This is a genomic window from Microbacterium sp. NPDC060117, from assembly GCF_042729315.1.
Lineage (GTDB): Bacteria > Actinomycetota > Actinomycetes > Actinomycetales > Microbacteriaceae > Microbacterium.
In genome coordinates this window covers 36,030-52,225 of sequence record NZ_JBHWXR010000001.1, presented here as the reverse complement: position 1 = coordinate 52,225, position 16,196 = coordinate 36,030, and the positions used below count along the sequence as shown (strand labels likewise).

The 16,196-nt window shown below is 68.3% G+C and carries 13 protein-coding genes and 1 pseudogene; 7 read left to right on the top strand and 7 right to left on the bottom strand.

Going from position 1 to position 16,196, the window contains the following annotated elements; genetic code table 11:
* Positions 1–8: 8 nt before the first annotated feature.
* Together ACFWCK_RS00225 and ACFWCK_RS00220 are read left to right on the top strand one after the other, a co-directional pair.
* A complete protein-coding gene (locus ACFWCK_RS00225) occupies positions 9–929 on the top strand; it encodes an ABC transporter permease (RefSeq protein ID WP_378804016.1) in 921 nt (306 codons plus the stop codon).
* Between the two features lie 17 nt (positions 930–946).
* Positions 947–2,146: an ABC transporter ATP-binding protein gene (locus ACFWCK_RS00220; protein ID WP_378805027.1), complete on the top strand. Its 1,200-nt coding sequence runs from the start codon at positions 947–949 to the stop codon at positions 2,144–2,146.
* Here ACFWCK_RS00220 and ACFWCK_RS00215 read toward each other — a convergent pair.
* Positions 2,133–4,271: a hypothetical protein gene (locus tag ACFWCK_RS00215; RefSeq protein ID WP_378804015.1), complete on the bottom strand. Its 2,139-nt coding sequence runs from the start codon at positions 4,269–4,271 to the stop codon at positions 2,133–2,135. The two genes, ACFWCK_RS00220 and ACFWCK_RS00215, sit on opposite strands and share 14 nt — an antisense overlap.
* Positions 4,272–4,331: 60 nt before the next feature.
* Here ACFWCK_RS00215 and ACFWCK_RS00210 point away from each other — a divergent pair, with 60 nt between their 5' ends.
* Both ACFWCK_RS00210 and ACFWCK_RS00205 read left to right on the top strand, forming a co-directional pair.
* Complete coding sequence (locus ACFWCK_RS00210; protein ID WP_378804014.1) at positions 4,332–5,264, top strand: glycosyltransferase family 2 protein; 933 nt, start codon at positions 4,332–4,334, stop codon at positions 5,262–5,264.
* Positions 5,261–7,033, top strand: a pseudogene (locus tag ACFWCK_RS00205) (glycosyltransferase); the annotation flags it as partial. The gene ACFWCK_RS00210 and the pseudogene ACFWCK_RS00205, both read left to right, overlap by 4 nt.
* Before the next feature lie 2 nt (positions 7,034–7,035).
* Here ACFWCK_RS00205 and ACFWCK_RS00200 read toward each other — a convergent pair.
* The 3 genes from ACFWCK_RS00200 to ACFWCK_RS00190 form a co-directional block, all read right to left on the bottom strand.
* Positions 7,036–8,616 carry a DUF2142 domain-containing protein gene (locus ACFWCK_RS00200; RefSeq protein ID WP_378804013.1) on the bottom strand — a complete coding sequence of 527 codons (1,581 nt, stop codon included), beginning with the start codon at positions 8,614–8,616 and terminating at the stop codon, positions 7,036–7,038.
* Positions 8,617–8,722: 106 nt separating this feature from the next.
* Entirely contained in the window at positions 8,723–9,664 is a 942-nt protein-coding gene (locus ACFWCK_RS00195; RefSeq protein ID WP_378804012.1) for an NAD-dependent epimerase/dehydratase family protein, read from the bottom strand.
* Complete coding sequence (locus ACFWCK_RS00190; protein ID WP_378804011.1) at positions 9,661–10,653, bottom strand: GDP-mannose 4,6-dehydratase; 993 nt, start codon at positions 10,651–10,653, stop codon at positions 9,661–9,663. Before ACFWCK_RS00190 ends, ACFWCK_RS00195 begins: the two co-directional genes overlap by 4 nt.
* Positions 10,654–10,846: 193 nt before the next feature.
* On the opposite strand from ACFWCK_RS00190, the gene ACFWCK_RS00185 reads away from it, so the two are divergent.
* From ACFWCK_RS00185 to ACFWCK_RS00175, 3 genes are read left to right on the top strand one after another with little or no spacing between them, the layout of a single operon-like run.
* A complete protein-coding gene (locus ACFWCK_RS00185) occupies positions 10,847–11,584 on the top strand; it encodes a glycosyltransferase family 2 protein (RefSeq protein WP_378804010.1) in 738 nt (245 codons plus the stop codon).
* Complete coding sequence (locus ACFWCK_RS00180; RefSeq protein WP_378804009.1) at positions 11,581–11,979, top strand: DUF2304 domain-containing protein; 399 nt, start codon at positions 11,581–11,583, stop codon at positions 11,977–11,979. The genes ACFWCK_RS00185 and ACFWCK_RS00180 overlap by 4 nt, the downstream gene beginning before the upstream one ends.
* Positions 11,972–13,204 (top strand): hypothetical protein, encoded by a 1,233-nt coding sequence (locus tag ACFWCK_RS00175; RefSeq protein WP_378804008.1) that lies wholly within the window; start codon positions 11,972–11,974, stop codon positions 13,202–13,204. The genes ACFWCK_RS00180 and ACFWCK_RS00175 overlap by 8 nt, the downstream gene beginning before the upstream one ends.
* Positions 13,205–13,245: 41 nt before the next feature.
* On the opposite strand, the gene ACFWCK_RS00170 is transcribed toward ACFWCK_RS00175, so the two are convergent.
* The 3 genes from ACFWCK_RS00170 to ACFWCK_RS00160 form a co-directional block, all read right to left on the bottom strand.
* A complete protein-coding gene (locus ACFWCK_RS00170) occupies positions 13,246–14,355 on the bottom strand; it encodes a glycosyltransferase family 4 protein (RefSeq protein ID WP_378804007.1) in 1,110 nt (369 codons plus the stop codon).
* Positions 14,356–14,400: 45 nt separating this feature from the next.
* Entirely contained in the window at positions 14,401–15,030 is a 630-nt protein-coding gene (locus ACFWCK_RS00165; RefSeq protein WP_378804006.1) for a hypothetical protein, read from the bottom strand.
* A gap of 247 nt (positions 15,031–15,277) precedes the next feature.
* Positions 15,278–16,162 (bottom strand): glycosyltransferase family 2 protein, encoded by an 885-nt coding sequence (locus tag ACFWCK_RS00160; RefSeq protein ID WP_378804005.1) that lies wholly within the window; start codon positions 16,160–16,162, stop codon positions 15,278–15,280.
* Between the last annotated feature and the right edge of the window lie 34 nt (positions 16,163–16,196).

Genomic DNA, 16,196 nt, shown 5'->3' with positions numbered 1-16,196 from the left:
TGCACCCTATGTCTGTGGCCACACCCGGATCGGCCTCGGAGCGCTATACGCGCTTGAGCGCCCTTCCCCTCCGCGAAGTCGGGGGGCTTCGTCCGTTCACCCCCCGAGGCTTCGCCGGTTCGATCCGCGACATCCTCGCGCATCGCGAGATGCTCGACCTGCTGATCAAGCGTGATCTGAAGTCGCGCTACAAGGATTCTGCGCTCGGATTCCTGTGGTCGCTCGCCCGCCCGCTCGTGCAGCTGCTGATCTACTTCGTGGTGCTGGGGCAGTTCATCGGCGCGGCCAGGGGCATCCCCGATTTCGCGATCTTCATCTTCTCGGGACTGACCGCGATGGGGCTGTTCACCGAGATCGCCGTCGGCGGCACCGGATCCATCCTCGCCAATGCAGGCCTCGTCAAGAAGGTCTACGTGCCGCGCGAGCTGTTCCCGCTCGCGTCGACCGGCTCCGCGTTGTTCAACTTCGGCGTTCAGCTTCTGGTGCTGCTGGTCGCGACCGTCGTCGCAGGCAAGCCGCCGATCCACCCGCAGCTGGCCTACGTCGTTCCGTCTCTCGCGCTGATCATCGTCTACGGACTCGCATTCGCGCTGCTCCTGGGCGCTCTGAACGTGTATCTGCGCGACATCCAGTACCTCGTCGAGGTCGCGACCATGCTCCTGTTCTGGGCATCGCCCGTGGTGTACGCCTGGTCGATGGTCAAGGGACTGATCAAGCACCCCTGGATCCTCGAGATCTATACGAACAATCCGCTCACTCTGGCCGTGATCGGATTCCAGAAGGCGTTCTGGGTGGCCGGCGACAGCCTGCCGCAGCCCGATGATCTGCTGCTCCGGCAGATCGTGGCACTGGTCGTCGGTTTGGTTCTCCTGGTGCTCAGCCACCGTGTGTTCCTGCGTCTGCAGGGCAACTTCGCGCAGGAACTGTGAGTGACCGCATGGACGAGATGATGAACACCGCGCCCGCTGTGATCGATCGCCCGGTGGTGGTCGACGTCGCCGACGTCTCGAAGCGCTTCTCGGTGCGTCGGGACTCCTCGTTGAAGGAACGCATCGTCACGCTCGGGCGAGCCGGACGACGCCATCGCGAGGACTACTGGGCGCTGAACGACGTATCGGTGCAGATCCGCGCCGGGAGTACCCTGGGCCTCATCGGCCACAACGGCTCCGGCAAGAGCACTCTGCTCAAGGTGATCGGCGGGATCATCCAGCCCACGTCGGGCGAGGTCCGGCAGCGCGGACGCGTCGCCGCGCTCCTGGAGCTCGGCGCCGGGTTCCATCCCGACCTGACCGGCCGTGAGAACGTGTATCTGAATGCCTCGCTCCTCGGCCTGACACGCGAGGAGACCGCGTCACGGTTCGCGGAGATCCTCGATTTCTCGGGTATCGGGGACTTCATCGACACTCAGGTGAAGTTCTACTCCTCGGGAATGTACGTCCGTCTCGCGTTCGCTGTCGCGGTCCACACGGATCCCGACATCCTTCTCGTGGACGAGGTGCTCGCGGTCGGCGACGAGGCTTTCCAGAAGAAGTGCATGGACAAGATCGAGTCCTTCCAGAGGGAGGGCCGCTCGATCATCTTCGTCAGCCACGCGCTGGGACAGATCGAGGAGCTCTGCGATCGCGTGCTGCTGCTGGACCACGGGAAAGTCGTCTTCGACGGCATCCCGGAAACGGCGGTCGAGCGATTCCGGGAGATCCTCAAGGAGGGCTCGGAGCGCGACGGGCAGCACAACCTGTCGATGCAGACGATGAAGGTGCTCGGCATCGAGATGTGCGATGAATCGGGGCGGAAGATCGACGAGATCAGCTCCGGAGCTCCGTTCATCGTCCGGATCCGCGTGCGTTCCGATGTGCGGATCGAGTCCTGGGCGCTGGGTTTCAGTGTGGACACCGGATCCGGTCACATGGCTCTGGCCTCCAACACGGACCTCGCCGGGGTCGAACTCGAGCCGATCGAGGGCGAGCGCACTGTCGAGCTCCGGGTGAGCGACGCCCGCCTCGGATCCGGTCGCTACATCGTCAACGCGAACGTCGTCGGTCTCAGCACGCCGAGTGCGCACTCTCTCGAGGGCGGCGCGAGTTTCACCGTGGTGGGATCGGCGCAGACGATCGGGCCCGCGGGAGGCGCCGTCAGCGTGCAGTGAGCGCGGCGTCCAGCAGCGTCCGCGCCCGGGCATCGAAGGAGTCGCGTTCGCGGATGACGGCGCTGATCCTCGCACTCTCGTCGGCATCGGGGAACAGCGAGTCCAGGTCGCCTGTCAACAGGGCGACGAGTCCGTCCCCGTCCTGAAAGGTCGGTACGGCTCCCTCGAACTCCTGCACGATGCCCTCGACTTCGTCGCTGATCACGCGACCGCCGGCAGCGAGCACGTCGTAGGGCCGGTTCGAGATGAACCCGTGTCGCCGCATCGCCGGCCAGTGGTCGTTGAGCACGACGCCGGCGGTCTCGTAGCGTCCCGGCAATTCGTCGTTCGCGATTCCGGTGGCTGCGATATGCGTCGCGGGGATGTAGCCGCGCCAGTCGGGGCCGTACACCCGCAGCGGCAGGCCGGCCGCGATCGGCGCGATGACGGCAGGGCGGTGCAGCCCGCGTGCGGTCCCGACGAAGACGATCGATCCGTCCCGCCGCGCGCCGGTGGGACGGAAGCGCGTCGCGTCGGTGCACTGCAGCAGCGGCTCGACGGGACGGCCGAAGAGGCTCGCCGCTTCGTGGGCCCAAGGGCGCGAAGCCGCGAACGTCAGATCGAAGTCGGAGAGCTCGGCCGACGTGATCTCATCCGGATGGCTGATGACCCAGAGCAGTCGCACGCCGGTGGACGGCGGCGTTATGCGGTGCGGCCCGCGCAGGACGAGCGTCACATCGTCGTACTCCGCGGTTGTGCGCTGTGCTGCGGGACGGGCGTCGACCGCGGCGTACTGCCCGATCCGCTCGAGCGCAGCAGCCAGCGCGCGAGCGAAATGCGTGTCGCCCCAGCTCTCGCCGCTCACACCGGCGGGCGCCGCTGTCTTGATCGCCCAGCGGAGCCGCGGAACCGTGGTGCCTTCGGGGAGCTCGAACGTGCCGGATGTCCGCCTGATGGCAGGCCCGTGCGCGGTCCACCCATCGACGGAGAGCCCCCGTCCGAGCTCCGGAAGCACCGAATCCGCGGATCCGGGAAGCGGTATCGAGCCGGGGAGGGGGCGGGAGACGACCGCGCTCAGGTCGAGCAGGACACGCGGTGCAGTGGCGTCGCCGTCGCGTCCCGCGGACACCGGGGCGGGCAGCGCGGCGGACGGCGTTGCGGTGCCGAGCGCGCGCGCATCCTCCGCGGGAAAGCCTGCGAGCAGGGCGAATCCGCTGCGGTCGTGCGCGACCACGCCCGCGGAGGCCACGGTGCCGTCCGCGGCGAGGAGAAGGGGAGCTACGGGGCCGTCGACGGCCCGGTCGCGGAGGGCCGTCAAGGTCGGGGCATCGACCTCGACGCCGATCCGCCGGCGGAGTCGGAGCATTCCCTCCGCAGCGGGCGTTACCCCGGTGCGGGCGCGGAGGTCGATGCGGTGGTCGGCCAGCGCCAGCAGCCGGGCGGCGATGCGCAGATCCCGCCGAGCCGCCCGCACATCGACGATCGCGCGGGTGCGCTCAGGATCGCTGGTTCCGAGGAACGCGGTGAGAACTCCGAGGATGCGGCCGTCCTCGTCCCCAGTACCGAGATCGAGTTCGAGGAGGGTCTCGACACCTGCCGTCGCCGAAGCGCTATCGTCCGGAGCGCCGGACGCGGGCGGCGCCTCCGGCTCCTCGATCGCCGACCGCTGCACGGCGCGCAGACCGAGTCGCGAGCCCGACGACATCGGAAGAGTGCTCCCGTCCACCAGCATGCGCCATGCATGGCCCAAGGGGCCGCCTACCGCTCCGATCGCCCTGGGATGAAGGCGCGCATGGTCGGGAGCGCTCCAGGCCGCCGTGGTCTCGATCTCGGCCGGATCGGAGACGAGGTAGGCGTAGAGCGCGGGGACGCGGTCCGCATCCGGCAGCTGCGCGGAGACCAGTCCCTCGAGGAAAAGGGGGTTGAGGACGAGGCCGGTGCGATATCCGCCCCGTACGTAGGCTCGGACGGCTCTGCGGATACCGATCCGGCGTCCGGGATACTGGGCGCGAACGAACTCGAGATCGACGACGCGTGCACGGCGGATCGTGCGGGCCCACCAGAACCGGTCGGCCGCGGCGAGCAGATTCCCCGCGACGGGCAGGGATCGGGACCGGCGCCACTGCGTCCGAAGCATGCTCAGCACGGTGGAAGTCTATGCGGATGATAGCCTCGGACGGTTCGGTCGGCCGGGAGGGAAGCGCCTGTGAGTACGAGTTCCGGGGACGAGACCACGACGGCCGCCGCAGCGTCCGCCCGCGTGGGCATCGTGGTGCGTACCAAGGACCGGCCCGCCATGCTGGCCCGCGCGCTCGGTGACATCCTGTCGCAGAGTTTCGAAGACTGGCACGTCGTGATCGTCAACGACGGGGGAGACGCCGCGGCAGTCGACCGCGTCATCGCCGCTGTCGGCACCGCGGCGCGGGGGCGTTTCTCCGTGATCCACCACTCGGACAGCAGGGGACGGTCGGCGGCCGCGAATGCCGGCGTGCAGCGCCTCATCGGCGCCTACGTCGTGCTGCACGATGACGACGATCTGTGGCATCCGGAATTCCTCGCCGCGACCGTCGCGTGGCTCGATCAGAATCCCGGCGACGGCGGCGTCGTGGCGCGCACCGAGATCGTCTACGAACGTGAGACGGCCACGGGGTTCGAGGAGACCGGCCGCGTGCCGTTCTGGCCGGCTCTGACGTCGATCACCTATGCGGAGCTCCTTCAGGTGAACCGCTTCGTCCCGATCGCGTATCTCTACCGCCGTGCCCTGCATGACGAAGTCGGGTACTACCGCGAGGATGTCCACGCAGCCGAGGACTGGGAATTCAACCTGCGGGTCGCAGCACGTCACCCGCTCGGATTCCTCGGAGATCGGGTGCTCGCCTTCTGGATGCAGCGCCCGAACGCCACCGGAGCCCTGGGGAACAGCATGTTCGTGCTCGAACACGAGCATGAGTACTACGACCGCCGGATCCGGGACGAGGCGCTGCGCACCTATGTCGCCGGTCACGGCGACGGGCTTCCGCTGTTCCTGGCGCGCTACGTGCAGGACGAGGTGTCCCGGCAGCTGGATGAGCGACGGACGATCGGCCAGCGGCTCGTCGGCGCGGCTCGGCGCCGGTGGCGTGCGCGGCGGATGCGATGAACGTGCGGAACGAGATCATCTGGCGTCCCGTCCAGCGGGTCGTGCTGCCGGACGATGCCGTGCCAGCGGGGACGCGGGAGCTCTACGTGCGCGTGGACGGCGAATCCGAGATCCTCGGGCGCACCTCGCTCCGGCTCGGGGCTGATGCGCGCGCATCGTTCGCGACCTACTTCGGAGGTTTCCCGCGGGTGGCCTGGGGGGACACGGGCTTCGACCGCCTTCGGCTCTCGCTGCGCGTCGAAGGAGAGGCACGGATCCTCGTGCGGGGAACCGATGCGGTCGGTACCGTGCGGGAACTCGCGGACTCGTCTGCGTCGGGGGACTGGGCTCTCGAGCTCCCCCTGGATGAGCGCTCGGCCGGCTGGGTCTGGTTCGAGGTCGAGGCCTCGGAGCCGCTCACGCTGCACGACGCGGAGTGGTCGGCTCCGGAACCGGCGCGATCTGAGGCGACGGTGTCGATCGCGATCACCACCTTCAACCGCGCGGACGACTGCGTGGCTCTCATCGCCCGCCTCGCGTCCGATCCCCTGGTACGGAAGAGGATCCTGCAGGTGGTCGTGGCGGATCAGGGTACGCAGCAGATCCGGAACCACCCGGCGTTCGCGGAGGCAGCCACCCCCTGGGGGGCCCTGCTCCGCGTCATCGAGCAGGACAATCTCGGCGGCTCCGGAGGGTTCAGCCGGGGCATGCTGGAGGCGCGCGCCACGTCCGCCAGCCACGTGCTCGTGCTCGACGACGACGTGAACCTGGAGCCGGAATCCCTGCTGCGCATGCTCGCGCGCGCAGAGCACGCGCAGGACGAACCGCTGATCGGGGCGCAGATGCTCCGACTCACCGAACCGACACGACTGCATTCGTGGGGCGAGCGGATCGACCGTCGACGATTCTGGTGGGAGCCGGCCCACCCCGAGCTGACCGGTCTCGATCTGGCGGAAGCGGGGCCCGATCGTCTGCCGGTCCTGAGCGAGCCTTGTCCGGTCGACTTCAACGGTTGGTGGATGTGCCTCATCCCCGTCTCCGTCGTCGAGTCGGTGGGCGCGTCACTGCCGCTGTTCATCAAATGGGACGATGCCGAGTTCGGCCTGCGCGCCGCGGCGGCGGGACATCGCACCATCACGCTTCCGGGCGCGGCGCTCTGGCACGTGCCCTGGACGGCGAAGGACGACGGGCTGGACTGGCAGGCTTACTACCAGTTGCGCAACCGTCTGGTCGCCGCCCTGCTCCACTCGCCGCGCCGTCGTGGCGGCTCGCTGCTGCGGAATGTGCTGGCCCTCGACGTCAACCACGTACTGTGCCTTCAGTACGGCTCCGCGGCAGTGCGGCGGATGGCAATGCGAGATGTGCTCGCGGGGCCGGGGCATCTCGTGCCGAGTCTGCGGAGTGCGCCGGCGCGCGTCAGATCCGCACTCGCCGAGGAAGGCCAAACGCTGAAGAGTCGTGACGGGCTGTCGGTCGCGCCGGAGGCTTCGCTGCCGGTCGTGCCACGGGGTGCGGTCGCTTCCGCGGGACGTCTTCTGCGAGTCCTTGCCCATCAGCTCCGGCGCTCGCCTCGGGCGGCGGGCCCGGCATCAGAGCCCACGACGATCGTCCTCCGGCGGGAGCACGGCAAGTGGTGGTCTCTCGGACTGGTCGACGAGGTGTTTCTGCAGAGCGCTGCCGGGAGCAGCGGATTCCTCCTCCGACGGAATCGACGCGCGGCGGCGAGCCACCTCCTGGGAGCGGGTCGCGCCGTGCTCGAGCTGTGGTGGAAGTGGCCCGCACTGGCGCGGCGCTACCGCGCGGAGGCGCGCTCGCTCTCCAGCGCGGAGACCTGGTCCTCCGTCTTCGGCGAAGCGTCGTCCGCGACCGGGCCGCGTGCCGAGCCTGCTTCGACAAGCTCCGACTCCGCTTCGTCGCCGTACTGACGGTTGGCCCAGAGAAGGCCGGCTAGGAGCAGGGCGAACGCGAGGGAGCCGATCAGCCATACTCCCATCGGTGACGGTGCCCAGCCCCACCACCACTCGGCGTGCGAACCCGGATCCAGGCTCGTCTTGTCGAGGCCGGTCGTGTATCGCTGGATGTTGATGTGCAGGGAGACCGCATTGGTGAGCGCCAGAGCGGCAGCGGCGACGATGAGCGGCCAGCCGCGCCACAGCGCTGTGGCCTTCTCGCTCGCCGCGGAAACGCCGAGGGCGATGATCATGAGAGGCATGATGTAGCGGGGCTGTACGCCCTCGCCGACATGGGCGCCGGACTGCCACAGGATGTAGAACGGCACGAACCACATCGCGGCGAGTGCGGCGAGCGACGCCACGACTCGGCGCCGCGTCGCGCCGTGGAGGCCAGCGAGCAGTACGAAGCCGAAGACGGCGGAGCCGAGCACCCACACGACCGAGGGAACGCCGGTGTCGAACCAGCCGAGCGGCCAATAGCCGAAGATGCCGATCCAGAGACTCGGGATGTCGAGCACGTTGCGGACCAGCTCCCCGCCGCTGAGGCGCGCGCCATAGCCGCCGAGTCCTCCCGTGGCGGCGCTGCTCTGCGTCGCGGAGAAGTACAGTGCCACGCTGGTCACGAGGATCGCCGCCCCGCCGACGAGGGGAGCGATAACGGCACGACCACGGCGCAGGCCGAGCCACAGGGCGATCATCGCTCCGAACACCGCGAAGAGCGCGGCGTCCGCCCTCGCGCCGGCGCCGAGCACGGCGGCGAACACGGCGAGCGATGTCAGGATGATCGATCGCCTTCGGGTCGGTGCGATCAGCGCACCGTACAACGACACCCAGACGGTCGCCGCGGACAGCAGAGCCCAGGACGACGGATTCGTCGAGGCGAAGACGAACAGCCCCAGAGGGACCGACGCGGCGAGCACCGAGAGGATCAGTGCCGGGCGAAGACGCCGTGGCAGGAACACGAAGACCGCCGTGATGAGTCCGACCGCGATGACGGAGTTGGCGAGGCGTATCGCGATGACGGATGCCGCCACGTCCTTGCTCGCGAAGACGGACATCGCGCCGTAGAAGATCGGCGGGTACAGGTGGTCGACGTTCGCGCGCTTGACGAGCGCGAGCCCGGGCGCGCTCCCGTTCCAGCAGCTCCCGCTGATGTCGGCGTGCTGCGCTGCGCAGATCGCCTGGGCGACCGGCGCCGGCACCAAACGCTCCGTGGACCCGCTGGTTCCGCTCGGCTCCTCGCAGAGTCCCGGGCGATCGCCGAGGCCGCACCAGATGGAGGCGAGGTGGAAATCATCGTCGGGACTCGACCCGACGGCGGAGCTGAACGACCACGAGAACAGCGTCAGCACCGCGAGCAGCGGGATGGCGATGACGGCGGCCAGGCGCACGGAACGGGAGCGGGAACGCGATGGGGACACGCATCCATGCTACCGATGCCGGTGGAGGAGCCCGTGTGCGGTGCCCTGTTCGGCGATGATCCCGCCGCTCCTGCGGCCCGGTCGGCAGCGGGAGCGGAATCGCACGTCAGACGCGACCGGCTGCCGCGCCTTCGGCCAGGACGAAGTCCATGATCGCGCTGCGGGGGCCGTGTCGAGGGACCCACCCCCGTTCGCTGCGGAGTCGCTCGCTCGAGCCGATGATCTCCATCGCGTCCGTCGGCCGCCAGCGTTCGGGGTCCGCGATGATCTCCGGAACGCGGCGTCCCATGGCCTCGCAGACGAGCTCCAGGATCTCGATCCCGGAGAGGGAGCTCCCGGTGCTGACGTTGTAGGTGGTGTGCTGCAGAGACTCCGCCGTCACGAGATCGAGATACGCCTGGGCGATGTCCCGCACATCGGTGTAGTCGCGTCTGGTGGAGAGGTTCCCGGTGGGGAGAGGCGCATCGGCGGGCAGGGCGCGCAGCGCCGCGTAGAGGTCGGGAACCACGAATCCGGGCGCCTGACCAGGCCCGATGTGGTTGAAGGGGCGAGCGACGACGGCATCCCTGCCGCGGCGCCGGTAGTAGTCGGCCTGATGCTCGACGAGCATCTTGCTCACGGCATAGGGCGAACTGGCTGCCAGCGGAGAATCCTCGGTGAGCGGTGCGGCGCCGCTGCCGGCGTAGACCCCGCCGGTGCTGACGACCAGTATGCGGCCCGTGATCGCGCCAGCGAGGGCTGCTTCGCCGATCGTGGTCATCATCGAGCTGTTCGCCGTGATGTAGTGCTGGGGGTGGGCGAACGACGGTCCGACCGCGGCGAGCCCTGCGAGGTGGATGACGGCGTCCACGACGAGCCCTTCAGGCCAGGCATCGCGCAGATCCGTCACATGCCAGGAATCGAGCCGCTTACGATCGGGCCAACTCTGTTCGGCGCGGCCGATGCCGTGGACCTTGAAGCCTCGCGCAAGCGCCTCGGCGACAACATGGCGGCCGACGAAGCCGGAAGCGCCGGTGACGACGACCGAGCGCCTCCTGCTGGGCGTCATCTCGCGCCGATGCTCTCGAGTGCGAGGTCGTTGGCCACCATCAAGGACACCAGGCCCTCGAACGAGGTCTCCCGACGCCAGCCGAGGACATCCTCCGCCTTCTTCGGGTTGCCGAGCAGGATGTCGACCTCGGCCGGACGCATGAAGGCCGGGTCCTGCACGACGAAGGGGCGCCAGTCCTCGATGCCCACCTCGGCGAAAGCCCGGGTGAGGAAGTCCTCGATGGAGTGGGTCTCGCCCGTGGCCAGAACGAAGTCGTCCGGCTCGTCGTGCTGCAGCATCTGCCACATGCCGCGCACGTAGTCGCCGGCATATCCCCAGTCCCGCTTCGGATAGAGGTCGCCGAGAACGATCTTGTCCTGCAGTCCGAGCTTGATCCGGGCGACGGCACGAGTGATCTTCCGCGTCACGAACTCGGGTCCGCGGTGCTCGCCCTCGTGATTGAACAGGATGCCGCAGGAGATGAACATGCCGTAGCTCTCCCGGTAGTTCCGTGCGATCCAGTGGCCGTACAGCTTGGCCACGCCGTAGGGGCTGCGGGGATGGAAGAGCGACTGCTCGTTGTAGCCGCTGCCAGGGCGGTTGTAGTCGAGGCCGCCGAACATCTCCGACGTCGAGGCCTGATAGACGCGGGTGGTCTCGGCCCGCCCCGTCACACGCACGGCTTCGAGGATGTTCAGGACGCCCTTGCCGGTGACGTCCGCGGTCAGTGACGGGTTCTTGAACGAGTAGCCGACGTGGCTGATCGCCGCGAGATTATACAATTCGGCGGGATCGGAGTCCTCCACCGCGCGCACGAGCGCGGCCGGATCGGTGAGGTCGCCCTCGAGCAGCCGTACGTCCGGGAACGCGGTCTCGAACGCGGCGCGCTTGGGGTTGTTCTGGCCGCGGATCAGCCCGTGGACCGTGTACCCCTTCTCCAGCAGCTGCTCGGCGAGATGGTGGCCGTCCTGACCGGTGATCCCTGTCACCAATGCGCGCTTGCTCACGACTGCTTCTCCTCGGGGGGTGTATCTGTGCGTTCGGACGTCTCGTCAGCACGAGTCGTGGGACCGACCGCGCGATGCGCCCACAGACTACCAGCGCGCCGTCGCGCCGCAGCTGACCTCGGCGGCTCGGCGAGGCAAGCCGGACGCCGCTCCGACGCGGTTCGGAGGGGAGCGCCGATAGACTGAGGACACTATGACTCAGACTCCTGACACCGTGCTGGTGATCGTGCCGGCTTGGAACGAGGAGCGAAACGTCGGCAACACCGTGCGTGAGATCCTCGCCACGGGCCGCGATTATCACGTCGCCGTGATCGATGACGGCTCGGTCGACGCGACGTCGCAGGTGGCGCGCGACGCCGGTGCCATGGTCCTCACCCTGCCGTTCAACCTCGGCGTCGGAGGAGCGATGCGTACCGGATTTACCTACGCCCAGCGCAAGGGCTACCGTCGTGCGATCCAGGTCGACGCGGACGGGCAGCACAATCCTGCGGACATCGAGCGCGTGCTCGGCGGCCTCGCCGACGCCGACATCTCGATCGGCGCCCGGTTCAGCGATGTCGGCGATTACAAGGTGCGCGGTCCGCGCCGCTGGGCGATGGTCGTGCTGGCCGCGATCGTGTCCCGCGTGGCCCACGCCCGGCTGACGGACGTCACCAGCGGATTCCGTGCCGCCAACGCGCGTGCGATCGACCAGTACGTCACCTACTATCCGGCCGAGTATCTGGGGGACACGCTCGATTCCCTGGTGGTCGCGTGTCATGCCGGGCTGAGGGTGTCGCAGGTGCCTGTCGCGATGCGGCCCCGGATGCACGGCACGCCGAGTCAGGGTCCGATCGGGTCGACGGTCTACCTCGCCCGGTCGGTCCTTGCGCTGGGTCTGGCGCTGCTGAGGCGCCCGCGCCGCGCTCGTCGGTCGGAGGAGACGGCATGATCGCGATCACCGGAGTCGTCCTCGCGGTCGCGATGTTGGCCGTTGTCACGATCCTGCTGCTTACCCGCCGGCTGCGCGAGAAGTATGCCGCGCTCTGGATCATCATCGGGCTGGGAATGCTCGTCCTCGGGCTCTTCCCGGAGCTCCTGCAGGGACTCACGACCCTCTTCGGCGTCGTGCTGCCGGCGAACCTTCTCTTCGCCATGGCGATACTCCTGCTCCTGGGCGTCGCTCTTCACCTGTCGTGGGAGCAGTCCCAGGCTGAGGATGAGATCCGGCGTGCCGCCGAGGAGCTCGCGATTCTGCGCGCCGAGCACGATGGGCTAGTGCGACGCATCGAGGCCATCGAGACGGACGACATCGGTCGCAGGCGGACCTCGTCCGACGATGAGTGATCAGGCGCAGGCCGGCCGAGGGCTGAGGACGGTCCTTCTCGCGACCGTTCTCGCCGGAGGCGTCGGGTATCTCATCCAGGCGCTGGTGCCGCCGCTGCTGACCCAGATCAACTATCTCGCCTTCACGACGTTCTGGTCGGCCACGTATCTGGTCGTCTCCTGTCTCGCCGGAGTACAACAGGAGCTCACTCGCGCGTCTCGATCGGGGGCTTCGGGGACCGGTTACCGCACCTGGCGACTGTTCGCCGTGAGCGCGTCTGTCACCGCCGCCCTCGTCGTCGCCGCGATCTTCTCGATGATCGGCGGTCACATCTTTCCGGTCGACACGATCGCGCTCGTGGCCGCGATCACGATCGCCGCGTTCGGGTACTGTCTGATCGCCGCGGTCAGCGGAGCTCTCTACGGGGTCCAGGACTGGCCCGGCGTGGGGGGGATGACCGTCGCGGACTCCCTCATCCGGGCAGCAACCCTCGGGATCGCACTCCTCATGGGCGGGACTGCCGCGATGCTGGGGTGGGCCGTCGCCGTCCCGTTCCTGCTGGCGGTCATCGTGGTGTGGCTGTGGAGGGGGCGCCGGATCTCCGGACGCCTGCAGCTGGATGTCGGACTGAGCCAGCTCCTGCGGAACACCTCGGCGACTCTGATCGCCTCGCTGGCCACGGGAGCACTGATCAGCGGTCTTCCGCTTCTGCTGCGCGCCCTCGCCTCTGATGCCGGGGTGGGGTTCCTGGCCTCACTGATCCTCGTCATCTCTCTCACAAGGGCGCCGCTGGTCGTTCCTCTGGTTGCGCTGCAGGGTTTTCTTCTCGTGCATTTCCGTGAGAACCGACACCACGCGGCCTCCGTGCTCCGCTGGGTCGGAGGGCTTCTCCTCATCGTGTCCGGTCTGTCGGCGCTTGCGGCATGGCTGGGACCCGTCATCCTCCACGCGCTCTACCCGGGCTTCGATCCGCTCTCGGGCGTGGTCTTCGCCGCGATCGTCGCCAGCGCAGGACTGACCGGAGTTCTGTGCATCACCGGGCCCGCGCTGCTCGCCGCGAGCAGGCACCGCTGGTATGTGGCCGGTTGGCTCGTGAGCGCGCTCATGACGGTGGTCGTGCTCGCGGCGCCCGGCGATGCACAGCTCCGGATCCTCGTGGCTCTCGTCGCCGCGCCCGTCGTCGGAGCGGTCGTGCATGGCGTGGCTCTCGTACGTACGGGACAGTCCGCACCGACGTCAGCCTGATCACGTCCAACGGGGAACAGCGGGAGCCGCCGCCCCTTGTGCTAGCCGCGTGTGGCGGCGTCCGCCAGCGCGGCCTCGAAGACGGCACGTGTCTCGCGAGCCGTCCGCTCCCAGGTGAAGAGCTGAGCCTGCTCGAAACCGGTGGTCACCATGTCGGCCACGAGGTCCGGGTCGGACGTGACCCGAGCGAGCAGATCCGCGAGCGACTGATCGTCCGACGGATCGAAGTAGCGGGCGGCATCGCCGCCGACGTACCGATGGACCTCCAGGTCGCTGAGAAGAGCGGGGATCCCGGCGGCCATCGCCTCGATGGTGGGCAGTGAGAATCCCTCCACGAAGGACGGGATGGCGAGAGCCGTCGCGGTCGAGTAGAGATGCGCGACCTCGGTGTCGTCGATCCAGCCGCGCAGATCGATCCATTCCGCGACGTCGAGCTCGTCGACGAGCGGGCGCAGGGGATCCTCACCGCGTCCGCCGGTGATGACGATCCTCGGACGCTGCTCGGCGGGCAGCAGGGCGGCGGCGCGGATGAGCGCCCCCCAGTTCTTGTGCGGGCGGCGGTTTCCCATCGCGAGGATCATGGGGCCCTCGGAGCCCGCGAGCGTCCGGTCGACGTTCTTCGGCGCCTGTCCGGCGAGCGGCGTCACGTCGATGCGCTCCGCGGAGACGCCCAGGTACTTGATCAGCTCTTTCTTCGAGGTCGGGCTGATCGTGGCGATCCGAGTGGCGTTGCGCGACGTCTGCTTCTCCATCCACCGCACCGGACGTGTGTAGAGCGGCGTCGTCATGAGCTCGGGATGGCTCCAGTAGATCATGTCGTGCATGGTGACGACGGACGGCATGGTCGTCCTGCGGGGCCCCAGCGTGGCGGGGGAGTGGACCAGGTCCGCCCTCTCGCGCTTCGCGGCGCGAGCGACCTGGGTCAGTTCTCCCCACGCCCAGGCGAAACGGTTCTCACCGCTGATCCCGGACTCGACGATGCGTCCGGGAAACCACGAGAGATCCAGCTTCGCGCCTTCCCTGGAGACGTAGCCGACGTATTCCCACTCGTCCGGCATCGTTCCCAGAGCGCGGTAGAGCTCCCGGGCGTAGGTCTCCATTCCGCCCTTGGTGCCGGTGTAGGAGAGCAGATCGACGAGGACGCGAGGCATTGGTTCAGCTTACAAGGGGCGCCGTCCGCATCCGGACCGGGCCCTCTATCGAGGGGCGCCCGGGAGGAGTTCGCACGCGATGAGGTCGCCGTCGCTGTCCAGCCGGGCGAAGTCTCCGTAGTAGGCGTAGTACATGCCGAAGAAGGCCTGCGCATCGGCCCAGGTCGTGAAGTCGCTGCAGTCCTTGTCGGCGGGCCTCGCCGGCGCAGGGTTGATCGCGAGTCCCTCGGCGGGAACCCGGAACCGCTCGCGCTCGTAGGACCACGTGTTCGGCCATCGCGAGATCACCGTGTCGCGTTCGCTGTTGCTCGCCGTGTAGAAGTGATGCGATACCCCGGCACCCCAGAACCGGTAGACCGGTGCCGTGTCCGGCTCGCTCGACCCGGGAGGATAGACGTAGTAGGCGACGCCTTCGAAGGACCACGTCGCGGACCACTGCTCGCGAACGAGGTTCTTCTCGTTCTCGTCCGCGGTGAAGAAGTGGCCTTTGAACGAATTTGACCAGAACCGGTAGAGCGGAACGGTTCCGGGGATCTGAGTCGAGTAGGCGGAGTACCGGGGGCCCTCGTAGGTCCAGTCCCTTCCCCACTGAGCCACGATCTTGTCGCGTTCGACCGGATCGGCCGTGTAGAAGTGGCCCTGGAACGTCGGGCTCCAGAATCGGTAGACCGGCACCGGCTGATCCCCGGGGGTAGCCGGGCTGCTCGCCGACATCGATGGCGAGACGTCGGCGAGAGACGTCCGCGGCGACGCGCTCGCGGGCGACACCTGCGGCGCGACAGCGCATATCACCAGCGCCGCGACCAGCGCAACACTTATGCGACCGAACATAGGGACCTCCCAGTAACGTTCCTGGTCGCTCATACTGCCATACGCGGAGGTCGCGCTCGTCTCGGCGGGAGGACCCGGTCCTCTGTTGCCGCTATCGGGAGCCTCCGAACGCGAGCAACCAAGTAGCCCGACGCGAGGCCCGAGAGCCGTGCAGGATGACGGTCGGGAGCGTGTTGAACGCGTGCAGACGCGACATTATCCGTCCTCGCGCCGCGCGAGCCGCGCGATTCCACCCGGCCTGTTCCGCCCGGCGGGCGGTCTCCTGGTAGAAGCGACGCTCGTCTTCGAAGCGCGAGCCGTCGAGCAGCGCGGTCTGCGAGAGACTCGCCGGATGACGTCGATAGCGGAAGGCGTCGACTCCGGTGTATCGGAGCGTCCCGCCCTCGAACGCGATGTCGATCAGCAGGGCGAGGTCCAGGATGATCGGCAGTCCGTCGCGGAAACCGATCCTCCTCGCCGGCTCGGTGCGGATCGCGAGCGAGGGCCAGTACAGCCAGTTCCCCACCAGCAGACTCCGGGCCATCTCCTCGCCGCGCAAGGTCGCCGGATGCCGGGGCGCCAGCAGGGCCTTGACGCCGTCGACGAGAGTCCTTCGTGGCTCGCCCTGCGAGCCGACGACCTGCACGCCGGGCTGGATGACATCGGCGTCGGGAAAGGCCGCGATCGTCGCGCGGATGTGCCCCACGAAGTTCGGCAGCAGGAGATCATCGGAACCGAGGACGACGACATGGCTGCCCTCCGCCGCGTCGACCGCGCGGCGGAAGTTCTCGATGATCCCCACATTGGTCTCGTTGCGGCGGTAGCGGATGCGCTCATCGCCGATGCTCGCGACATGATCCGCGATCGTCGTGCCCGGGTATCCGTCGTCGATGATCATCAGGCGCCAGTCGGGGTCGTCCTGAGCGAGTACGGAGGCGATCGTCTCGATGAACAGGGCGGGATCCCCCCAATAGGGGACGCATATATCGAGGGTCATGAGAGCGGGACACGGGAGTTCGTCATGGTGGTTC

Coding starts and splice junctions, on each gene's coding strand:
- ACFWCK_RS00160 (WP_378804005.1), bottom strand. CDS start 16,162: ATGACCCTCGATATATGCGTCCCCTATTGGGGGGATCCCGCCCTGTTC.
- ACFWCK_RS00195 (WP_378804012.1), bottom strand. CDS start 9,664: ATGACGCCCAGCAGGAGGCGCTCGGTCGTCGTCACCGGCGCTTCCGGC.
- ACFWCK_RS00225 (WP_378804016.1), top strand. CDS start 9: ATGTCTGTGGCCACACCCGGATCGGCCTCGGAGCGCTATACGCGCTTG.
- ACFWCK_RS00180 (WP_378804009.1), top strand. CDS start 11,581: ATGATCGCGATCACCGGAGTCGTCCTCGCGGTCGCGATGTTGGCCGTT.
- ACFWCK_RS00185 (WP_378804010.1), top strand. CDS start 10,847: ATGACTCAGACTCCTGACACCGTGCTGGTGATCGTGCCGGCTTGGAAC.
- ACFWCK_RS00175 (WP_378804008.1), top strand. CDS start 11,972: ATGAGTGATCAGGCGCAGGCCGGCCGAGGGCTGAGGACGGTCCTTCTC.
- ACFWCK_RS00170 (WP_378804007.1), bottom strand. CDS start 14,355: ATGCCTCGCGTCCTCGTCGATCTGCTCTCCTACACCGGCACCAAGGGC.
- ACFWCK_RS00220 (WP_378805027.1), top strand. CDS start 947: ATGATGAACACCGCGCCCGCTGTGATCGATCGCCCGGTGGTGGTCGAC.